The sequence below is a fragment of the Enterococcus cecorum genome, assembly GCF_052119425.1.
Taxonomy (GTDB): domain Bacteria; phylum Bacillota; class Bacilli; order Lactobacillales; family Enterococcaceae; genus Enterococcus_E; species Enterococcus_E cecorum_C.
The window spans coordinates 30,517-52,058 of the sequence record NZ_JBQKFH010000006.1; the positions used below are offsets into that span (position 1 = coordinate 30,517).

The window sequence follows — 21,542 nt, forward strand, 5'->3', positions numbered from 1 at the left end:
TTCGTGAAAATTTACATATATTTTCAAGTAAAACAGTTTATCTTAAAAATATATTTCAAAACTACTAATAAAATAAAAAAGCACCCATATATTGAGTGCTCTTTGATTTATACATCTTCTTTTCGCAGTTTTTCTAAAGTAGTTGAAAAAACTTCTGGAAGCGGACAAGAAAATGCTAGCCACTCTCCTGTCGTTGGATGTTCAAAACCTAAATCACGTGCATGTAAAAATTGGCCGTAACCTTTTAGTGTTTTTTTCGGACCATAAACCGGATCGCCTGCTAATGGATAGCCAATATATTGCATATGGACTCTGATTTGATGGGTTCTCCCTGTTTCTAATTTACATTCAATTAAAGTAAACTGATTAAAGCGTTCCAAAACAGTAAAATGCGTCACTGCATCCTTACCATCTTCCACCACTGCTTGTTTTTTGCGGTCTTGCTTACTTCTCCCAATCGGTGCATTAATCGTTCCCTTCTCATGAGGAATCACGCCATGCACTAGAGCGACATATTTACGTAAAGAAGTTTTGTCTTTTAATTGTTTGGCTAAACTTTCATGAGCCACATCATTTTTAGCAATCATTAACAATCCCGAGGTGTCTTTATCTATGCGATGAACAATCCCTGGACGAATCACACCATTAATAGAAGATAAATCTTTCAAATGATAAAGTAAAGCATTCACCAATGTATGATTAGGATGTCCGGCAGAAGGATGAACCACCATTCCTTGAGGTTTATTCACAACAGCCACATCTTTATCTTCATAGACAATCTCTAAGGGAATATCTTCAGGTAATATTTCTAATTCTTGCACCTCAGGTATTTGAATTTCAAAAGTTTCTGTGCCCTTCACTTTATAATTAGCTTTGACAACTTGTTGCGCAGTGATTGAAAAGACTAAGCCATCTTTTAGCCAAGACTGAATTTGTGATCTTGAATAATCAGCTAATTGTTCCGTTAATAATTTATCTAAACGTCCTTTTTGATTGTTTATTGTTACAGTTAATTTTTCACTCATTGATGTTTGAAACGCTCCTCAAAAATAATATAAATAAACATAATCACTACGCCAACAGTTAACTCAATATCCGCTATATTAAATATCGGAAAGTTGATAAAATCAAGTTTAAACATATCTACAACATAACCTAAGCGCATGCGATCAAAATAATTACCAAATGTACCGCCTAAAATCATACTTAAGCTTAACGAAAACAACCAACCATTTGTTTTCCCATATTTAGAAAGTAAGTAACTGACAGCAACAATGGCTAACAATGTGATCACAGTGAAAAACCACATTTGACCTTCTAGCATACTCCATGCAGCACCTGTATTGCGAATATGAAAGAAAGATAAAATACCAGGAATGACATTCACTTCATCACCCAATGGAATTTGTTTGACCACCGCCAATTTGACTAGTTGATCCAAGATGGCAAACAAGATCGCCAATAAATAATAAATATACACTAATTTTCACTCTCTTCTAACTTAATTAAATCTCTAGGACGAATCACACCCGTAATTGGTAATTCTTCCTTTCCTTTTGCACTTACAAAAATCACTTCTAATTGTGGATATTGATGAAAAATTTTTAACACATCAGCTACCAAAGTTTGTTCACCCACAAATTGATAATTGGCTTTTTTTCCTTCAATTGTTAGGATATCTTTCGCTTTTAATTGCTCGATAGGCGTATCATTGGCTTCAGTGAGATACTGACTAAACCAATAGCCCAACATTCTTAATGTAATCACCCCAACGAATTTCCCTTGATTGTGTAACGGAAATTGCGAATATTTTTTATGGCTTGCAATTTTTAATAGTTCTAACAAAGGCGTCCCTTGTTCAAAAGACACAACCTTCTTACAAAAGACATCGCCCACTTTTTTGGGATGATAGAGCTGTTTTTCAATAGTCAAAATCCGATCGACAATCCACTGATTCGGCTGGGCAATAATAAAATCCGGGGCGATGCTTTCATGTACAATCGCATTTCTTAACTGCGCAATCTGAATTAGATCATCCTCATATTTAGCAATCGTGGCATCACCATTTGCACGAGCCTTACGCACCAAATTGGTAAAACCGATTGACTTATCAAGTTTGAAACTATTTTGTAAATATTTTTCTATCCGATTAAAACTTGACAAAAAGATTTCAGCCGCTTCCAAATCATTCCCCCCCATCTATGTCAACAAACTATATCATATCAAATATTGGCTTGGAAATAAATAGAAAGAGTGATTCAGTTATTACACCAAATCACTCTAGTAATTAAAATAAACCTATTGCATTGCCTTTTTCATCAACATCCATGTTTAAAGCTGCTGGTTTCTTAGGTAATCCCGGCATCGTCATTACATCACCTGTTAATGCCACAATAAAACCAGTGCCTAATTTAGGTACAAATTCGCGAATATGAATTTCAAAGTCTTGCGGTGCACCCAATTTACTTGGATCATCTGAAAATGAATATTGGGTTTTTGCCATACAAACCGGCAATTTATCCCATCCTTCTTTTTTGAATGTAGCCAATTGATTTAAGGCTTTTTTCGAGAACGTTACTTGTTTTCCATGATAAATCTTTTGAACAATCGCTAAACATTTTTCTTCAATTGATTGCTCATCTTGATAAAGTCTTTGATAGTTCGATGGCTGCATATCGATTGTATCAACAAGGACTTGCGCTAATGCACGGCCACCTTTACCACCATCGGCCCAAACACTAGCTCTTGCAATGTTAACATCCATTTCTTGACAAAGTTTTTCTAAAGTTTCAAATTCTTTTTGGGTATCCGTCACAAATTCATTGATGGCAACGACAACTGGAATTTGATATTGTTGCATGTTTTGAATATGTTGTTTTAAATTCGCAAACCCCTTGATTACCGCATCAACATTTTCTTCAGTTAAAGCAGTTTTATCAAGACCGCCGTGCATCTTTAGTGCTCGAATTGTTGCGACAACTACAATCGCATCTGGTGCTTTGGATAAGTGGGGAACTTTGATATCTAAGAATTTTTCTGCTCCTAAATCAGCACCAAATCCAGCTTCAGTTACGACATAATCAGCTAATTTTAACGCAGTTTGAGTTGCCAGAACACTATTACAGCCATGGGCAATATTTGCAAAAGGTCCACCATGAACAAACGCTGGGGTGCCTTCAATTGTTTGCACTAAATTCGGTTTTAAAGCATCTTTTAACAATAAAGTTAAGGCCCCTTCAACTTTTAAATCAGCCACAGTGACCGCTTTACGTTGATAAGTATAACCAATCACGATATTGGCAAGTCTTGTTTTTAAATCTTGTAAATCAGTTGCTAAACATAAAATAGCCATGATTTCACTTGCTACCGTGATATCAAATCCATCTTGGCGTGGCACACCTTGAACTGGACCACCTAGACCAACGACCACCTCACGTAAAGCACGATCATTTAAATCGACTGCTCGTTTCCAAATCACTCTTCTGCTATCAATATTCAACTCATTTCCTTGATGAATGTGATTATCAATAAAAGCTGAAAGAGCATTATTGGCAGTTGTAATGGCGTGCATATCACCTGTAAAATGTAAATTGATTTCCTCCATTGGTAACACTTGGGCATATCCACCACCTGCAGCCCCGCCTTTTACCCCCATCACAGGTCCTAAAGAAGGCTCACGCAAAGCAATCATCGCCTTTTTGCCAATCTGATTTAAACCATCTGCTAAACCAATTGTTACAGTTGATTTGCCTTCACCAGCCGGCGTTGGATTAATTGCTGTTACTAAAATTAATTTTCCATCTTTATTTTGCTTTACTTTTTCAATGGTTTGATAATCAATTTTCGCTTTATATTTCCCATAAAGTTCTAAATCATCAAAGGTTAAACCAATTCTTTCCGCAATTTCAACAATAGGTTTTAGTGTCGCAGCTTGAGCAATTTCGATATCAGTTTTCACTTTATTTCTCCTTTAAAAATATTTTCATGAATATTATAGACGATTTTATGAAAAATATCAGCAAATAAATTGAACAAAACAAATAATTTTTGTTAAAACGTTCGGATTTATATCAAAAAAAGATGACAGCTTAAGTTTAATCCCCATCAGCTGTCATTACCTCAGTATTTAATTGTTTTAATAGCTTTTGTTGATTTTTAACTGAAATTTGACATTCAAATGTGCCAAAATCACCTTTTAAAACCACTTTACGCTGATTGATTTGACAATTAGAAATAGCAGATAAGTCGATTTCTTTTCTCTTCCAAATACGTGCATAATAGATAGTTAGCTTGTTTGTATCAATAATCATGTAACGATGAAAACCAGAAAAGAATAAAATGATTCCTAGTCCCATGACAAGATTACTCGTTAAATAAGGCGCTGTGTTTTCTAGCGCTAATATCAAGCCATAAAATATTATTCCCAAGGCTACAGACCAAAAAATAATCATTTGTGACAGTTCTGGTTGCCAAAAAATCTTTTGTTTCTTCATTGATTCTTCCTTATTTTTCCTTTAAAATTTATAGTACTTCATTTTAATTAGAAACGAGCGATAAATATGTTAAAAGTATATGTTGATGCTGCAAGTAAACCACAAACGCCTTATGGTGGAATTGGGATTGTCCTAAGTGAAAAAGAATTCTATCAACAAATTGCCATCCCTATCCAAGGCGACTTTGACAATCATGAATTAGAATTCCAAGCAGTCCTTTACGCGCTAGAAGAATGTTGCAAACATCACTTTCAAGATAAATTTATCAATATTTACTCAGATAGTAAAATTGTAGTCCAAACTTTAGAAAAAAACTACACGCGTAATGAAAAATTTAGTAAATATTTAACACTCATTAACGAAAAACTGACAACCTTCCAATTTGTCTTTTTTCATTGGATTAGCGATAGTCAAAATAAAGGCGCGGACAATCTTGCGCGCCAAGGCTTAAAAAAAGCACTAAAGAATCGGCGAAAGTAAACGAGAAAAACTCTGCTTAAATCGTAACCAATAGGATTGATCAGCTATCATTTCATTCGTTAATAAGATACAGCGCGTCATATCATCTTCAAAATGGCCAGCCAAAGTGTCAACCACTTCCCGATTATAAACAAAAGCACTGACTTCAAAATTTAAAGAATAAGAGCGAATATCCTGGTTCGTTGTACCGAAGCTCGCAATCGTATCATCCATAATAACCGTCTTAGCATGAATAAAACCTTCTTGATATAAATAGACTTTAACGCCTCTTTTGGTTAGATAATTAGCATAATATTGCGTTGCCCGATAAATAAATGGATGATCAGGCATGCTTGGAATCATAATCCGGACATCAATTCCTGATCTTACAGCAATCAATAAAGCATTAATCATCGTATCGTCCGGAATCAAGTATGGGGACTGCAGCCAAACACGTTTTTCAGCCGCTAAAATCATCTTAATAAAACCACCATGTAAGATTTCCTCAAAGTTTTCTGGACCATCTGCCACGATTTGCATACTGATATTGCGTTTTGAATCATAAGTCGGCAACTGGAAATACTCATCTACATAATCCATTTTATTGGCCTTTTTAATGGCTGAAGCATTCCAATCTCGAATAAATATTTCTTGTAAAGTAAAAACAGCTGTGCCGAAAATTCTGCCATGGGTATCACGCCATGGTCCAAATTTTTTACTCTTACCTAGGTATTGATCACCAACATTGAAACCACCCGTCCAGCCAATCACACTATCAATAACCACAATTTTGCGGTGTAAGTGATAATTTAAACGCGTTTTTTTAATTAAGTTGCGCGAAGTGATAAATGGAACCACTTGGCCACCTGCATCAATTAATGGCTTGAAAAAACGCATATTTACATTGCCACCCCAAGGATCAAAAATCAAGCGTACCTCAATCCCCTCTTTGGCCTTTGAAACCAATAAGTCTCTTAATTGGGTACCTATCTGATCTTTAAAAATGGCGTAATACTCAATATGAATATGGTGTTTCGCTTGCCTGATATCTTTAAATAAGTATTCAAACTTAGTAGAACCATCCGTATAGAATTCGATATCATTTCCTTTTGAAAGTGGTGATTCCTCTGTATTTCGAAAATAGTTTTTTAAAAGATTAGATTCAGGGGTTTTAACCGTTTGATGATATTGTAAATTATATTCCTGAATGGAACGATTAATTTCTGTAATTCTGCCTTGATATTTTTCCGTGTACTTATAAACAATCTCCCCATCAATTCCCCGGCCGCAAAACAAATAAAGTAAGAATCCAAATCCTGGAATAAATACTAAAGTCATCATCCAAGCAAAGATACTAGCAATGGAACGCGGCTTTCTGAAAATGGTAATAAAGGCCCCAATTGTATTAATCGTAATAAAAAACACCAAAACTTGATAAAGAATATCAAACTCTTTGGCAAACATTTTCTGCCTCCTTAAAGTAAATAATTATGGTCAAAAATGATTTCTACTTGATGATTTGGAAATTCACGATTTAGTTTTTGGGTAAGTATCGCTGCTAAAAACTCATCTGTAAAAGGAAAATTTAGAGGAATCACTAAATCAAAACAAATCCGATCTTTTTCCAAGCGTAGGTCGTGCATTTTCAGTTGCCCATCAATCTCAGCTAATTCATTTTTAATCAGTTGTCGTAAACGAATATGGGTTTGATTATCAATTGGCACTGGATCGAGATGACAAACGAGTTCCACATCTAACTCATCTTTAAATGTACGCTCAATGCCATCAATAATATCATGTGCTTGATTCAAAGATAATTTTTCATCTACCTCTATATGAACAGAAGCAAAACGATTTTTAGGCCCGTAAGAATGAACGAGTAAATCGTGAAACCCTACAATATCCTCACATGATTGCAAACACTGCTCCATTTTTTCGATTTCTTCTTGTTTTGGTCGACTCCCCAACAACACATCCATAAATTCCGTAATCATTTGGTAGCCAGAATAAAGAATATAAATGGCTAAAGCAAAACCAAAATAACCATCTATCCGCCAAGAAGTTACCCATTGAACAGCTGCTGAGATTAACACTATCAAGGTCGTATAAACATCATTTAAACTATCTTGACTGGTTACCATTAATGCATTGGACTTAATCATTTTTCCAAAATAACGGTACATCAATACTTGCAGGATTTTAATCACTATGGAAAGCACTAAAACAAAAAAAACAATCGGTGATAGCTTAATAGCGACCGGATGAATGATTTTTTGGACTGAACTTTCCAAAAACTTAAAGCCTACAAATAAAACTAATATCGAAACAATCAAACCACTCACATATTCAAAACGTTCATGCCCATATGGATGCTCTTTATCTGCCGGTTTGCCAGCTATTTTAAAACCAACTAAAGTTAATAGAGAAGAAATAGTATCCGATAAACTATTAATTGCATCTGCCATAATAGAAACCGAATGCGCAAAAACCCCTATCAAAAACTTTCCGATAAAAAGGACAAAATTACTGATTAAACCTAAAATACCAGCTAATATTCCAATTTGATTGCGGTTGTATTTTTGTCCAATATTTTCACACAGTTTCATCATATGCCTACTCTCTACTTTGTGATTTACGAATAAATAAAGATAAAATACCAGTAATTAATAATATGCTAGCAGAAATATAATATGGAAAATGTTGGTTTATATCAAATAACGCACCAGAAGCTACAGGACCGATAGTATTCCCAAAACTTGTAAATGTCGAATTTAAGCCATTAATCGTTCCTTGATTTTCACCAGCGATTTTTGATAGATAAGTCGTCACTGCAGGTCTGAATAAATCAAATGCTAAAAAGACCACAAAAGTCGCGATAACAAATATGGTTGAGTTTTTTGTAAAAGCAATGATAAAAATAAAAATTGCACTTACAAAAAAGGTAATTTGAATTAAACCAATCTCTGAAATTTTTCGAATAATATGATCAAATAAAAATAATTGGAAAAATAATGCGAGAATGCCACTTACTGTAATTATAACAGCAATTTGCGCAGGATTAAAGCCAAAAATAATCGTTGTCATAATTGTATAAATACTTTCAAAAGCTTGTAAGCCAAAGGAGGAAATAAATATAATGATAAAAATAAATAAAACTCCTGGCTTAGTGAGAAACTCTCGCACAATTTCTTTAGCATTTGTATTTTGAGAAGACTTTTTGAATTGAATATCATGCTGTGGTTCAATCAAAATACTTTGTGTTAAAAGACAGCCAATAATTGCAATAATCCCCGCCGCAAAGAATGGCACACGATGACCCAGACTTGCTAGCACCCCACCAATTCCGGGACCAATAATAAATCCGCCACTGATTGCCGCAGAAACATACCCCATCGCTTTAGGTCGTTGCTCAATCGTTGTCATATCAGCAACAAATGCAGTAACCGCAGGCATTAGTAAAGCCGCAGCCACACCGCCTAGACCACGGGATAGATAAAAAATGTATTTATCATTGGCAAATCCAAAAATAAATTCTGAAATGGCAAATAACAACATACCTAGTACAATCATCTTTTTACGACCAAGCTTGTCAGATAAATAGCCCATAATCGGTGATGCAAGCAATTGAGTGATTGAAAATACAGACAACATCATGCCCATAATTGCCCCATTAAAATGCATATCCTCCATCAATAAAGGCATCACTGGAATAACTAATCCTACCCCAGTAAAAATAAAAAATAAATTACTAATTGCAATAATCAACATTACATTCTTTTTATTCAACTAATCATCTCCCTACGCTATATTCTCTTATATATTACTAAATGACAGAAATATTGAACAGTAAAAACAAAAAAAGAAATAGCTGATTCACGAAAATCCATTGTGAACAGCTATTATTCAATGACATGATTAGAAATTAATTGTCCTTTATCATATCGATATCTTAATTGTGAAAATTCAAAAGGTCGTCCATCTTTTAAACTTACGACCTGTTCGACTTCTAATACGGGATCAGCCTCTTGACAATCTAAAAAATCATGATCATATTGGTCAGAACGATCGGCTTTTATTTTACGTAAGGCAGAACCAATCTTAAGTGATAAAGAATTCGAAATATAATCATATAACGATTGCTCAACCACTGATTGATCTAGGTTTTTAACTATATTTACCGGCATAATAATGTATTCTAATCTAAAAGGTTGTGCATTCAAATATCTTAATCTAATAATGTCATAGACGCGGCTCCCCTCAGGCAATTCTAATTTTTCACACTCATCCTCATCGGCTTGCCTGACATGAAAAGAAATAACCTTACTATTAATATCCATAATGTCTTTAAACTTAGCCGTTAATCCGATGCATTCATTAATATTAGATTGCATAATGGAAGATTGTTTATTTTCAGTCTTAACAAAAGTCCCATTCCCTTTTTTTACATAAACATAGCCATCCGTAATTAATATTTGAATAGCTTTTTGAATCGTTAAACGACTTGTTTGATAAGAAGAGGCTAATTCAACTTGCTTTGGAAGAGGATCACCAGGCATGAACTCACCATCTTCAATTCGACTGATTAAATCCTCAGCTACCTCATGATAGTAACCTGATCTAGACATCCTACTGATCCCTCCTTTACAAAAATCAAGTAGTAAATATGATGTCTTTCAAGAAAGCACAAAGCGTCCAATAAACAACATCCGTAACTTTATAGGTAAACATGTAACTTTATAGGTAAACAATATTAAAAGAACATCAAAACATTCACTCTTCGATATCATTATACTAAATTAAGCATAAAAATCTAGCAAAAAATACTAAAAAATAAACCAGCACTCCATAAATATGACATGAAGTTAGTTTTGTATAGATAGCTTTTTGTTATGATTTCAAAAATTTTTTCAAGCTTTCATCCGATGTATCGTAAGTAAGAAAAGTTGTTAATTGATTACTACTTTGGTCAAATTTCACAACAAAATACTTTTCTTCATTTTCCATCGGCCCAAAAATAATAAAAACAACATTATCATCTAATACTTTCAGTTGAATGTTCCCTTGTTTAAATAGTTGTCGAAAGGAACGGACTAAAGTAAATTTTTGTTCCGCCTTTTCTACTGCTTTACTTAAAGAATCCCCTTGATCCATATAATTTTTTATTAGTTGAACTTTAACTACCATGAATAAACGATATTTTCTTGCAACTGGATTTCCCACTTTTTCTTCTACACTCTGAATATATCCTTTCTGTTCCCAATATCGCAACTGTCTTGGTGAAAGGTCGCACATTTTACTTAATTCACTAATTCCCACCAGTACATTATCATTCGCAAAAATTTGTTTCAGAAAATCACTCATTTTTTCCTCCAATTATAATCAAAAAATATATTATTTTAAAATAATGATTTATAAATTTGATTTTACATTATATTTTCTTAATCTTTTTCCTCTCAACTAATATTTTAGAAACTGCAACATAAATGTCAAGTTAGTTGACAATTTTTCGAATTCAGAATATATTAATTTTTGTCATTTTGAAAATTTCAAGAAAGTGAGTGAATTTCATGAAAGATTTTACTGCAGTTGATATCTATGGCAAAAAATATAACCGCAGTTTATTAGTAGCCGTATTACTGATAGGTACTTTTTGTACAGTGTTAAATCAAACCTTACTTGCGACTGCTTTTCCAACATTAATGAAAGAATTTGATATTAGCGCTTCCACCGTTCAATGGTTAACCACGGGATTTTTATTAGTCAATGGTATTATGATTCCAATCAGCGCATGGTTAATCAATTCTTTTAGCTCCAAAAAATTATATATCAGTGCGATGACTACCTTTTTAATAGGAACAATTATCTGTTTTATCGCCCAAAATTTTCCTGTACTCTTGGCAGGTAGATTAATCCAAGCCGTGGGTGTCGGGTTATCCATGCCACTTTTGCAAAATATTATGTTAACTATCTTTCCACCTGAAAAACGTGGATCAGCAATGGGAATGGCCGGAATCGTTATCGGCTTAGCTCCAGCATTGGGCCCAACATTATCAGGTTGGATTATTGATCATTATTCATGGCGTGATTTGTTTGGCATGGTTATTCCAATTGTTATTTTAGTTTTAGTACTAGCCTTATTCTTTATGAAAAATGTGATAGAACTAACTCATCCTAAAATCGATTCTATATCTGCTATCTTATCTACCATTGGCTTTGGTAGTTTACTTTATGGTTTTTCAAGTGTAGGTGATAAAGGTTGGCTAAGTAAAGAAGTATTAGGGTTCTTAATTATTGGTATCATCTTTATCTTCTTATTTTCTAAACGCCAATTAAAAATTGAACATCCATTTTTAGAATTACGCGTATTTAAATCAAAAATCTTTACAATTGCTGCTGTTTTAGCTGGGGTTACCAACATGGCGATGATTGGTGCTGAGATGGTCTTACCTTTATATATTCAAAATATTCGTGGGGAGAGCGCCTTTCATTCTGGGCTAATGTTGTTACCTGGAGCCTTAGTAATGGGTTTAATGATGCCAATAACTGGGGCAATATTCGACAAACGCGGCGCAAGAAAATTAGCGATTACGGGTATGTTCATTTTAACTAGTGCAACCTTACCTTTTGCCTTTTTAACAAGTAAAACTTCAGTCATAGTGATAGTTGTCTTGTACGCCATTCGAATGTTTGGTATTTCAATGGTAATGATGCCAGTAACAACCTCTGGAATGAATGCTTTACCTGCCCACTTAATTAGTCATGGTACAGCTGTCAACAATACTTTTAGACAAGTCGCTAGTTCCATTGGTACAGCCATTTTAATTAGTGTATTAACAAATGTAACTAAAAATAATTTACCAACAAAATCTATATTAGAAGCAACACCTCTAGCTTATAAAGATCAAGCTATCAACGCTACACTCTCGGGATATCACGCAGCTTTCTTAGTAGCGGTCATCTTTGGCTTCATCGGTTGGTTAATTACTTTTACATTAGCTAAAAAGGAAAACTATGTACAAGGAGGAGAAAAATAATGCTACTTATCTTATTAGTCTTAAGTGTCGTGCTTTTCGCAATAAGTAATGTCTTTGCAAGTAATAAATGGCAAATCGGACTGTCCTTTGTATTTGGTTTTATTTTTATTGCTTCTTTAACTTTAGTAACACTTAATGTCACCCATCACTTTGGTATGAAACGAGAAGTAATCACCAAAAAAGTCGAATTACAATCATCCGTGGCACAAAGTCAGATGCCAATCTTGTTGTATCAAGGTTTAGGTGATGGAACTGAAAAAGTGTATCTCTATCGAACAGATGAGCAACAAAAGAAACCCAAAGCAACAAATACTGATAAGGTAAAAAATGTTGTTAAACCTATAGACGGCACTAAAGCCTATCTGACCAATAAGAAAAAACAATGGGTCTATAAAAATAGCTTTTATCGATTTCTGTTTAATATCGCGGATAATAACCATGAATACATCAAACAGACAAACGAATTTTACTTACCTGCTTCTTGGGTTACTTTAAGTGTCAAACAAGCAAAATCACTAGAAGAACAAGTAAAAAAGAATCAAGCAAAAATGGCTAAAGAAGGCCAGGCATATGTCATGAAAAAAATGAAAGAAGCAATCCTAACTAATCCGCAAATGGATGAAGTGGCTCAAAAACAATTAAGTGAAAAATTCCAAAAAGAATATCAATCAAAAGCCATCGCTGAAATCATTAAAAAAGTAAAAAATGAAAAATAAACAAAACCTCCAAGAATGCATTCCCTACATCATTCTTGAAGGTTTCTTTTCAATTAAAAATTTTTCCGTTTATTCTTCTGCTGTAACGCACGTAAGATTTGTATAAAATAATTATCTGGAGATTGCTGTACTGGATTATCTACTTGATTCACTAACTCAAAACAATCAATAAGCTCTACGTTATTCCATCTTGCCTTATTTTCTTTATTGAACGAAAAATCATTCAATTCATAATATCGTACTGCATCAGGAGAAGCTGGTTCATTCACACTAGTAATCGAATACTCTAAAAATTGGTTAACTGGATATTGCATATGAATCACCTTCCTTTTAATCATCTCTGCCCTCTCAAGATTATTTTACCACAAAATTTGTTATCTGTTAAATGAATCAATCACTATGGAAACCTGAACCTTTACTTATTAGCTTATGTTTATTATTTTTATTTTTTATATCTTGTTATAATATTGTATATTATCTATACAACTCATATTTTTTGTATTATCATAGAGTTAAATATAAATAAAAATGAGTGGAGGTACTAGTGAATGATTGAAATATTTGCTATTGTCGTTTTATTATTCTTTGCTTATTCTTTTATCGGCTGGCTTTGGGAAACAATTTACTGTTCTTTAAATGCCCACCATTTTGTGTATCGTGGATTTTTATTAGGTCCGATTACACCTATTTATGGTTTCGGTATTTTAGGCGTCCTTTATTTAGTCGATCCTTATCAGAAAAATATTTTCGTCTTATTTTTGGTTTCAGCAATCTTAGTCAGTTTATTGGAATATGTAACGAGTTTCTTACTTGAAAAATTATTTTCATTATCATTATGGGATTACAATGATGTTCCCTTAAATATCAATGGTAGAGTTGCTGTTCCTGTTTCGATATTTTGGGGGATTTGTTGTGTATTTATTGTCAAAATTGTCCAACCTTGGATGCTTGATCAGGCATTGATTGCTTATCAAAAATATTCAATCTTTCTTCCTGTTCTCTTAATCGCGATTACATCCTGTGATTTTGGTTATACTCTGGCAAATCTTGCTAGCTTTACAAAGGCGGTCAAAGAGATTAACGAAAGAATGGAAAACAAAAAACAAGAGCTTGGCAAAGAATTCACCTTATTTAGACAAGATACTGAGAAATTATCACATCTATTATTTGATGAAACGAAACGTGAAATGCCAAAACTTAATTTCCAAGAAAAACGTCTATTCCATTCCTTCCCACATATGAAATTCAAAAAACTGAAAGATGCATCTAGTACAAAAGACATTAAAGACATTTTGCGATATTTTAACAAATAAGCTAAAAAGCGGGGGCTGCAAATTTGCGCCTCCGCTTTTATTTAGGGTTGATAATTCAGATGAAAAAAATAGCAATCTGGTAAAAATTGCGCCTCAAATTGAAACTCACTCGCATATCCTTCTAAATGGAAACCTAATTTCTGTGCTAAACGGATGCTACGCGTATTTTGACAATTAATTACTAAAAAGAAATGTTTCAGGGATCTACTTGAATACAAATAAGTTAAAAAATCACTAATAGCCTTAGACATAATCCCTTTTTGTTGAAAATTTCGATCTAGCCAATAACTTAGATAGGCTGATTGCAACGAATAATTGATTTCATGCGCCTCAACAATACCAATAACTTGCTTTTGGTAGCAAATCACTTGAACTTCCATTAAGTGTTCTTTCATCTGAGATTGATAATAGTGAAAAAATTGCGTAAAGTCGGCTCGGTTTTGAATCATTGATGCCCAATCTAACCACTGAATGAATTCCGCTTTATTATCTCTCACAAGCAAATATAATGCCTCTTCATCATTAGGCTGCAAAGGTCTCAAGGATATTTGCTTATTCATTAATCAAACACAACTTGCCAATTTGGATCATTTTTAGCTTGAAAACAAAGAGCAATCTGTTCTGCCGTATTTTTAGCACCTGATAATTCGGGAAGTTCATCTAAAGCAAAGTATTGAGAGCCAATGGTTTCACTATTTCCTTTAAATTGACCCCCAATTAGTTTACATAATACGAACACTTTACAGATATTGTATGGATAGATTGGTAAGTTATGCTTTTTACGGTCATGAAGTGCGATTAATTTTTGACATTCGACATCTAGACCCGCTTCTTCTTTTACTTCTTTCACAGTATTTTCGCGAATGGACAAGTCAAAATCCACCCAACCACCCGGAAGTGACCAGCGACCGTCCTTTTCCTGAACTAATAATATTTTTTCATCTTTAAAGATAGCGGCTCTAGTATCTAATTTCGGGGTTTGATAGCCAAACTCTGTGCAAAATAAGTCATAAACTTTTTCTTTTGAAACTTCGGTATACTCAGATAAGATTTCTACAGCTATTTCTCTTAATCTTGTATAGCGCTCTTTATCAAACTCATCTTTACCATACCATAAACCATTTTGGGCAATTGCTTGAATTTCCATCGCCCATTTCAGCCATTTTTCTTCTTGATTCATTTCTTTCACCTCTTTTTATCAAATGATAGCAAAAAACACAGGCGAAATAACCAATCGCCTATGTTCTTTACTATTTTTTATTATCTTCATCATCTGTTTTAAGAACTGCCATAAATGCTTCTTGAGGTACTTCCACAGAACCGATTTGTTTCATACGTTTTTTACCTTCTTTTTGTTTTTCAAGCAGTTTACGTTTACGTGAAACATCCCCACCATAACATTTAGCTAAGACATTCTTACGTAAAGCCTTGATATCTGTACGAGCGACAATTTTTTGACCAATCGCAGCTTGAATTGGCACCTCAAATTGTTGACGAGGAATTAATTTCTTCAATTTTTCAACAATTAATTTACCACGTTCATAAGTAAATTCACGATGCACAATAAAGCTTAGCGCATCCACTTTTTCACCATTCAATAAGATATCCATCTTAACCAAACGACTTGCACGATAACCAGCCATTTCATAATCAAGTGAAGCATAACCTTTTGTACTTGATTTCAACTTATCAAAGAAATCAAAAACAATTTCAGATAACGGAATTTCATAAACAACATTTACCCGATAATCATCTAAATAATCCATCGTCACAAAATCACCACGTTTTCGTTGAGAAAGCTCCATTACTGCACCAACATAATCGTTTGGTACCATAATTTGCGCTTTAACATACGGCTCTTCTACACGATCAATTTTCACTTGTTCTGGAAAATCTGCTGGGTTATCTACTGTAATCATCGTACCATCTGTTAAATAAACATTATAAATAACTGATGGTGCGGTGGTGATTAATTCTAAGTTAAATTCTCGTTCTAAACGTTCTTGCACCACATCCATATGCAATAAACCTAAGAAACCACAACGAAAACCAAAACCTAAAGCTTGAGAAGTTTCTGGTTCAAATTGTAAGGCCGCATCATTTAGTTGGAGTTTTTCTAAAGCTTCACGCAAATCATTATAACGAGAAGTATCAATTGGATATAATCCACAATAAACCATTGGATTCATTTGGCGATATCCTTCTAAAGGCTCACTTGCTGGATTATTGGCTAAGGTAATCGTATCCCCTACACGCGTATCTTGAACGGTCTTAATTGAAGCAGTAATATAACCTACATCGCCCACCATTAAATAATCACGTTGGATGGCCTTTGGAGAAAAGACACCTACTTCAGTCACTTCAAATGTTTTACCATTACTCATTAATTGGATTTTATCGCCAGGTTTAACCATGCCATCCATAATTCGCACATTCAATACAACCCCGCGATAAGAATCATAAACTGAGTCAAAAATTAAGGCCTTCAATGGTGCTTCGATATCCCCAGTTGGCGCAGGTACATATTCCACAATTTGCTCTAAAATTTCTTCAATACCAATCCCTGCTTTGGCGCTTGCTAATACTGCTTCAGATGCATCAATGCCGATCACATCTTCTATTTCAGCACGGACACGCTCTGGATCAGCAGCTGGCAAATCAATCTTATTAATCACTGGCAATATTTCTAAATCATTATCAATAGCTAGATAAACATTTGCTAACGTTTGGGCTTCAATCCCCTGTGCTGCATCAACCACTAAAACCGCCCCTTCACAGGCTGCTAAACTACGGGATACTTCATAGGTAAAATCGACATGCCCCGGTGTGTCAATTAAATGAAAAATATATGTTTTGCCATCTTTAGCAGTATAATTCAATTCAACAGCATTTAACTTAATCGTAATGCCTCGTTCGCGTTCAAGATCCATTGAATCAAGCAACTGATCTTGCATTTCACGAGAAGATACAGTATTTGTTTTTTCTAAAATACGGTCTGCCAAGGTAGATTTCCCATGGTCGATATGGGCGATGATTGAAAAATTACGAATCATCTCTTGGCGTTTTTTCATTTCTTCAATCGTATGCATGTTTTTCTTCCTCACATCTTTTTTCAGTCTTTTTATTATACCAATGATTCTAGCTGTTTGGCAATAGTAAAAAAATGCACGCACGTTAAAGAAATCATGCAGCCTAATGATTCGTACTAGACTGCATGATAACTATTATGTTTTTTGTAAATTTTTATTGGCAGTTGATAACATTAGACGAATACGATTTAACTGATTCACAATCGATATTCCCGGATCGTAATCAATAGCCGTAATATTTGCATTTGGGAAAGACTCACGTAAGGTTTTAAGCATCCCCTTACCTACGACATGATTTGGTAAACAGCCAAATGGTTGCATACAAATGATATTATCCACACCTGATTCTAACAGATGAATCATTTCGCCTGTTAAGAACCAACCTTCTCCTGTATGACTACCAATCGAGATATACTCTTGCGTCGATTGTGCTAGATGTTTAATCGAAGCAATACCTTCAAATCGTTGAGACTTCTCTAACTCTTTATGCATCGGTTTTTCTAATTCTTCAATAATTTTAAGGGCTAAACTAGACAAATATTGTGCTTGTTTACTTTGACCAAGATGCTTACTGCGCCAAACTTGATTGTATAAAGAATAGTTCATAAAGCCAATCAAATCAGGAACAACTGCTTCAGCTCCTTCTGATTCTAGCAATTCGACAATATTATTATTCGCGATTGGAGAATACTTCACTAAGATTTCTCCCACGACACCGACACGTGGTTTTACAATATCTAGAAGTTCAATTTGATCAAAAGTGCGAATAATTTGTTTCATATGATGATTAAAACGTGCAAACGAACCCTTACGAACATCTTCTTTTGCAATTTCTAAGTAATGTTCATACCAGCGATTAACTTCCCCTTGATTTTTTTCATAAGGTCTTGTGCGATATACCACACGTTCGAATAAATCACCATACATCGCAGCAAGCGCTATTCGTTTGACGAGCGGAATCGTTAATTTAAAGCCTGGTGAGGATTCAACACCTTTATTTCCCATTGATAGTGAGATAACAGGAATTTGGGCAAACCCTGCATCACTTAATGCTTTTCGCAACAACGGGATATAATTCGTAGCGCGACAACCACCACCTGTTTGCGTCAACATGACAGAAGTATTATTTAAATCATATTCTCCACTTTGCAGTGCTTCTAATAATTGGCCAATGGAAATAATTGCGGGATAGCATGCATCATTATTCACGAAACGTAACCCCACATCAATAGCCTGAGAATTTTCAGTCGGTAAAGATACGACATTATAACCACACGCTTGAAAGGCTTGGTCTAGTAAACCTTCTTGGTGAATTGGACTGAGCATCGGTAAAAGTATGGTATGTTTTTTCTTCATTTCTTTGGTAAACACAATCGAATCTGGCACGACAACTTCGCTATAATCAAGCATCGATTTTTGTTCTCTTTCATCAATCGCAGCTTTTAAAGAACGTAGGCGAATCCGAACAGCACCTAAATTAGTTCCTTCATCAATTTTCAAAACAGTATATAGTCGATGATGACGATTTAAAATTTCTTGCACTTGATCACAGGTTACCGCATCAATCCCACAGCCAAAAGAGTTCAATTGTACAAGTTCGAGACTCGGTGTATGGCTTACTACCTTAGCCGCAGCATATAACCGCGAATGATACATCCATTGATTGACTACACGTAATTTTTCAACATCCCCTAAATGCGCAATACTATCTTCTGTAAACACATGAAAACCTTCTTGAATCATCATTTCTGCAATCCCATGATGAATTTCTGGATCCAAATGGTAAGGCCGACCTGCCAAAACAATGCCTCGTTGATTTTTTAGCAACATTTTTTCAAGCAAGTCTTCTCCTTTTTGTTGGATATCTTGTCGACACTTAGCTAATTCTGCAAATCCTTCAGTAACCGCTGTTTGCCATTCTTCTATGGAAATAGGAAAATCATTAAAACATTCAGCTAGATTTTGGGCAACCACTTCAGGTTTAGATAAATCGAAATAAGGATGACGATAATCTACTTTTCCTGCTCTAATTTCATCAAAATTATTTGCAATAACTTCTGGATAACTTTGGACAATCGGGCAGTTAAAATGATTTTGGGCATCGGCAAATTGATTCTGCTCAAATACAACACTTGGATAAAAAATCCGATCGACGTTTTGTTCAATAAGCGCTTGAATATGTCCATGAACTAACTTAGCAGGATAACAAACCGTATCACTTGGAATCGTTTCAATCCCTTTTTCAAACAATTCTTTATTCGAACGCGGCGATAAAACGACTTTAAACCCAACTTTAGTGAAGATTGTATGCCATAATGGGTAGTTTTCATACATATTTAACACCCGAGGAATACCTAATGTACCATATACTGCCTCTTTATCTTTTAATGAGCGATATCTAAATAGTCGGCGATACTTATAGTCCACTAAATTGGTGCGACGATTTTCTTTAGGGATTTTGATTTTAGCCCCACGTTCACAACGGTTACCAGTAATAAATTGACGGCCATCGTTAAAAAGTGTGACAGTTAGCATACAATTATTTTCACATAGACCACAATGCGTAAATTCTTTTTCACAAGTAAAGTGATCTAATTCTTCTTGTGTAGCCATTTGAGATTTTTCATCAATTTGCGCATTTTCTAAAGCAATCAGCGCACAACCGAATGCCCCCATTAACCCAGCAATACTCGGACGGATGACTTGGCGACCAGATAATAATTCAAAAGCACGTAAAACAGCATCATTATAAAAAGTACCGCCTTGACAAACGATTTTTTCGCCTAAATCTTCTGGCTTTCTGACTTTGATCACTTTAAATAGGGCATTTTTAATGACTGAATAGGATAGTCCAGCTGAAATATCCGCGACACTTGCCCCCTCTTTTTGGACTTGTTTTACTTTTGAATTCATAAAGACTGTACATCTAGAACCTAAGTCAACCGGATGAGCAGAAGTAAGAGCAATTTTGGCAAAATCTTCAATGTTATAATTTAAACTCTTAGCAAAAGTTTCAATAAATGAACCACAACCTGATGAACAAGCTTCATTGAGTTGAATTGCACTTAAAGCTCCGTCTTTTATGGTCATCGCCTTCATATCTTGACCGCCAATATCTAAAATAAAGTCCACGCCCGGTTGGAAATGATTCGCTGCTTTATAATGGGCAATGGTTTCAACTTGCCCTAAATCAAGTTTCAATGCATGTTTAATCAAGTGTTCGCCATACCCAGTGACACAAGACTTAGCAATATAACAATCTTCAGGTAATTTTTGATAAATGTCTTGGATGACTTCGATGACACTTTCCAATGGTTTACCTTTATTATTGCCATACGATTGATAGCAAATTTGGGACTCTTCATTAATCAAGATAACTTTACTCGTGGTTGAGCCAGCATCAATCCCTAAAAACAACGGTCCTTTTTGCTGAGAAAGTAATTGGTAAGAGACAGTACTTTCCTGATGCCTTTTTTGAAATTCAGCCAATTCTACTTGATCTTTAAACAAAGGGGGCAGCGTCTGGCTTACACTCACCCTGGCATTTTTCTGTGATTCTAATTGTTGAATCAATGAATCAATCGTTCTGGTTTGTCCATTATTTGCTAAAATAGCCGCACCAATCGCGACATAATACTGTGAATCATCCGGGAAAATAACCTGTTCAGGCAGCAATTGTAAGGTCTCGATAAAACGATGGCGTAACTCAGATAAGAAAGTTAATGGACCGCCTAAAAAAGCAACATTTCCTTTAATTTTTCGGCCACTCGCTAAACCAGCGATTGTTTGATTCACAACTGCTTGGAAAATACTGGCCGCAATATCATTTCTAGAAGCACCTTCATTGATTAAAGGCTGTACATCGGTTTTAGCAAATACCCCACAGCGAGAAGCAATCGGATAAATTTGTTCATAATTTTTTGCTAACTCATTTAAACCAACGGCATCGGTTTGTAATAGTGCAGCCATTTGATCGATAAATGCTCCTGTCCCGCCAGCACAGCTCCCATTCATTCTTTGTTCTAAACTACCTTCAAAAAAAGTAATCTTTGCATCTTCGCCACCTAATTCAATAGCGACATCGGTTTGAGGAATTTTTTGTTCAATCGCTTCCGTACAGACAATCACTTCTTGCACAAAAGCTAAATCCAATATTTCAGCTAATCCCATTCCAGCTGAACCAGTGATTGTTAATTGTGCCGGACCATCATATACCTTTTGTGCTTGCTTTAAGACATCTAATACACAATTTGCCACATCAGCAAAGTGTCTTTGATATTTTTTAAATATGAGTTGCTTATCCTCATTTAAAATGACCACTTTGACTGTCGTTGAGCCAACATCAATTCCTATTCTCATGTTTCCACCCTTTTTCTTTCAAACTATCATCAATAATCATAAATTAGATTTCCAACACCTGTTGAATATTGAGCAAAGT

The 21,542-nt window shown here is 34.8% G+C and carries 19 protein-coding genes; 4 read left to right on the forward strand and 15 right to left on the reverse strand.

Annotated features, from left to right (window positions below):
- Nucleotides 1-107: 107 nt before the first annotated feature.
- From ACTQZM_RS02350 to ACTQZM_RS02370, 5 genes are all read right to left on the reverse strand, one after another.
- Nucleotides 108-1,025, reverse strand: a complete 918-nt coding sequence (locus ACTQZM_RS02350) for an RluA family pseudouridine synthase (protein ID WP_441652778.1) — start codon at nt 1,023-1,025, stop codon at nt 108-110.
- Nucleotides 1,022-1,480, reverse strand: coding sequence for a signal peptidase II (gene lspA, locus ACTQZM_RS02355; RefSeq protein ID WP_047241861.1), 459 nt, complete (start codon nt 1,478-1,480; stop codon nt 1,022-1,024). Before lspA ends, ACTQZM_RS02350 begins: the two co-directional genes overlap by 4 nt.
- On the reverse strand, nt 1,480-2,184 hold the full coding sequence (locus tag ACTQZM_RS02360) for a CBS domain-containing protein (RefSeq protein WP_052844892.1): 705 nt from the start codon (nt 2,182-2,184) through the stop codon (nt 1,480-1,482). Before ACTQZM_RS02360 ends, lspA begins: the two co-directional genes overlap by 1 nt.
- 103 nt (nt 2,185-2,287) lie before the next feature.
- On the reverse strand, nt 2,288-3,958 hold the full coding sequence (locus ACTQZM_RS02365) for a formate--tetrahydrofolate ligase (RefSeq protein ID WP_441652779.1): 1,671 nt from the start codon (nt 3,956-3,958) through the stop codon (nt 2,288-2,290).
- Between the two features lie 136 nt (nt 3,959-4,094).
- Nucleotides 4,095-4,493 carry an EbsA family protein gene (locus tag ACTQZM_RS02370; RefSeq protein WP_441652780.1) on the reverse strand — a complete coding sequence of 133 codons (399 nt, stop codon included), beginning with the start codon at nt 4,491-4,493 and terminating at the stop codon, nt 4,095-4,097.
- Between the two features lie 66 nt (nt 4,494-4,559).
- Between ACTQZM_RS02370 and ACTQZM_RS02375 the strand changes: the two genes are divergently transcribed.
- Nucleotides 4,560-4,973 (forward strand): ribonuclease HI family protein, encoded by a 414-nt coding sequence (locus tag ACTQZM_RS02375; protein WP_441652781.1) that lies wholly within the window; start codon nt 4,560-4,562, stop codon nt 4,971-4,973.
- Here the strand turns inward: ACTQZM_RS02375 and cls are convergent.
- The 5 genes from cls to ACTQZM_RS02400 form a co-directional block, all read right to left on the reverse strand.
- Nucleotides 4,953-6,416 carry a cardiolipin synthase gene (gene cls / locus ACTQZM_RS02380; protein WP_441652782.1) on the reverse strand — a complete coding sequence of 488 codons (1,464 nt, stop codon included), beginning with the start codon at nt 6,414-6,416 and terminating at the stop codon, nt 4,953-4,955. The genes ACTQZM_RS02375 and cls overlap by 21 nt on opposite strands.
- A gap of 11 nt (nt 6,417-6,427) precedes the next feature.
- The gene (locus tag ACTQZM_RS02385; RefSeq protein WP_441652783.1) at nt 6,428-7,561 is read right to left on the reverse strand and encodes a cation diffusion facilitator family transporter; all 1,134 of its coding nucleotides are present in this window, start codon (nt 7,559-7,561) and stop codon (nt 6,428-6,430) included.
- Nucleotides 7,562-7,565: 4 nt separating this feature from the next.
- Nucleotides 7,566-8,738, reverse strand: a complete 1,173-nt coding sequence (locus tag ACTQZM_RS02390) for an MFS transporter (RefSeq protein ID WP_441652784.1) — start codon at nt 8,736-8,738, stop codon at nt 7,566-7,568.
- A gap of 113 nt (nt 8,739-8,851) precedes the next feature.
- The gene (locus tag ACTQZM_RS02395) at nt 8,852-9,577 is read right to left on the reverse strand and encodes a GntR family transcriptional regulator (RefSeq protein ID WP_441652785.1); all 726 of its coding nucleotides are present in this window, start codon (nt 9,575-9,577) and stop codon (nt 8,852-8,854) included.
- A 262-nt stretch (nt 9,578-9,839) separates the two neighbouring features.
- On the reverse strand, nt 9,840-10,313 hold the full coding sequence (locus ACTQZM_RS02400) for a MerR family transcriptional regulator (protein ID WP_113784098.1): 474 nt from the start codon (nt 10,311-10,313) through the stop codon (nt 9,840-9,842).
- 206 nt (nt 10,314-10,519) lie between these two features.
- Here ACTQZM_RS02400 and ACTQZM_RS02405 point away from each other — a divergent pair, with 206 nt between their 5' ends.
- On the forward strand, nt 10,520-11,986 hold the full coding sequence (locus ACTQZM_RS02405) for an MDR family MFS transporter (protein WP_441652786.1): 1,467 nt from the start codon (nt 10,520-10,522) through the stop codon (nt 11,984-11,986).
- Nucleotides 11,986-12,702 (forward strand): DUF4811 domain-containing protein, encoded by a 717-nt coding sequence (locus ACTQZM_RS02410; RefSeq protein WP_441652787.1) that lies wholly within the window; start codon nt 11,986-11,988, stop codon nt 12,700-12,702. Before ACTQZM_RS02405 ends, ACTQZM_RS02410 begins: the two co-directional genes overlap by 1 nt.
- A gap of 53 nt (nt 12,703-12,755) precedes the next feature.
- On the opposite strand, the gene ACTQZM_RS02415 is transcribed toward ACTQZM_RS02410, so the two are convergent.
- A complete protein-coding gene (locus tag ACTQZM_RS02415; protein ID WP_441652788.1) occupies nt 12,756-13,040 on the reverse strand; it encodes a hypothetical protein in 285 nt (94 codons plus the stop codon).
- A gap of 210 nt (nt 13,041-13,250) precedes the next feature.
- On the opposite strand from ACTQZM_RS02415, the gene ACTQZM_RS02420 reads away from it, so the two are divergent.
- A complete protein-coding gene (locus ACTQZM_RS02420; RefSeq protein ID WP_441652789.1) occupies nt 13,251-14,015 on the forward strand; it encodes a putative ABC transporter permease in 765 nt (254 codons plus the stop codon).
- A gap of 41 nt (nt 14,016-14,056) precedes the next feature.
- Here ACTQZM_RS02420 and ACTQZM_RS02425 read toward each other — a convergent pair whose 3' ends face one another.
- The 4 genes from ACTQZM_RS02425 to ACTQZM_RS02440 form a co-directional block, all read right to left on the reverse strand.
- Nucleotides 14,057-14,575, reverse strand: coding sequence for a GNAT family N-acetyltransferase (locus tag ACTQZM_RS02425; RefSeq protein ID WP_441652790.1), 519 nt, complete (start codon nt 14,573-14,575; stop codon nt 14,057-14,059).
- A complete protein-coding gene (locus ACTQZM_RS02430) occupies nt 14,575-15,195 on the reverse strand; it encodes an NUDIX hydrolase N-terminal domain-containing protein (RefSeq protein WP_441652791.1) in 621 nt (206 codons plus the stop codon). Before ACTQZM_RS02430 ends, ACTQZM_RS02425 begins: the two co-directional genes overlap by 1 nt.
- A gap of 70 nt (nt 15,196-15,265) precedes the next feature.
- The gene (gene lepA, locus ACTQZM_RS02435) at nt 15,266-17,104 is read right to left on the reverse strand and encodes a translation elongation factor 4 (RefSeq protein WP_441652792.1); all 1,839 of its coding nucleotides are present in this window, start codon (nt 17,102-17,104) and stop codon (nt 15,266-15,268) included.
- A gap of 135 nt (nt 17,105-17,239) precedes the next feature.
- Nucleotides 17,240-21,463 (reverse strand): acyl-CoA dehydratase activase-related protein, encoded by a 4,224-nt coding sequence (locus tag ACTQZM_RS02440; RefSeq protein ID WP_441652793.1) that lies wholly within the window; start codon nt 21,461-21,463, stop codon nt 17,240-17,242.
- Between the last annotated feature and the right edge of the window lie 79 nt (nt 21,464-21,542).

Bases quoted from the DNA above. Each gene is read 5' to 3' on its own strand.
- ACTQZM_RS02430 (WP_441652791.1), bottom strand. From the start codon at position 15,195: ATGAATCAAGAAGAAAAATGGCTGAAATGGGCGATGGAAATTCAAGCA.
- ACTQZM_RS02415 (WP_441652788.1), bottom strand. From the start codon at position 13,040: ATGATTAAAAGGAAGGTGATTCATATGCAATATCCAGTTAACCAATTT.
- ACTQZM_RS02420 (WP_441652789.1), top strand. From the start codon at position 13,251: ATGATTGAAATATTTGCTATTGTCGTTTTATTATTCTTTGCTTATTCT.
- ACTQZM_RS02440 (WP_441652793.1), bottom strand. From the start codon at position 21,463: ATGAGAATAGGAATTGATGTTGGCTCAACGACAGTCAAAGTGGTCATT.
- ACTQZM_RS02410 (WP_441652787.1), top strand. From the start codon at position 11,986: ATGCTACTTATCTTATTAGTCTTAAGTGTCGTGCTTTTCGCAATAAGT.
- ACTQZM_RS02350 (WP_441652778.1), bottom strand. From the start codon at position 1,025: ATGAGTGAAAAATTAACTGTAACAATAAACAATCAAAAAGGACGTTTA.
- ACTQZM_RS02395 (WP_441652785.1), bottom strand. From the start codon at position 9,577: ATGTCTAGATCAGGTTACTATCATGAGGTAGCTGAGGATTTAATCAGT.
- ACTQZM_RS02400 (WP_113784098.1), bottom strand. From the start codon at position 10,313: ATGAGTGATTTTCTGAAACAAATTTTTGCGAATGATAATGTACTGGTG.
- ACTQZM_RS02405 (WP_441652786.1), top strand. From the start codon at position 10,520: ATGAAAGATTTTACTGCAGTTGATATCTATGGCAAAAAATATAACCGC.
- ACTQZM_RS02370 (WP_441652780.1), bottom strand. From the start codon at position 4,493: ATGAAGAAACAAAAGATTTTTTGGCAACCAGAACTGTCACAAATGATT.
- ACTQZM_RS02375 (WP_441652781.1), top strand. From the start codon at position 4,560: ATGTTAAAAGTATATGTTGATGCTGCAAGTAAACCACAAACGCCTTAT.
- cls (WP_441652782.1), bottom strand. From the start codon at position 6,416: ATGTTTGCCAAAGAGTTTGATATTCTTTATCAAGTTTTGGTGTTTTTT.
- ACTQZM_RS02385 (WP_441652783.1), bottom strand. From the start codon at position 7,561: ATGATGAAACTGTGTGAAAATATTGGACAAAAATACAACCGCAATCAA.
- ACTQZM_RS02425 (WP_441652790.1), bottom strand. From the start codon at position 14,575: ATGAATAAGCAAATATCCTTGAGACCTTTGCAGCCTAATGATGAAGAG.
- lepA (WP_441652792.1), bottom strand. From the start codon at position 17,104: ATGCATACGATTGAAGAAATGAAAAAACGCCAAGAGATGATTCGTAAT.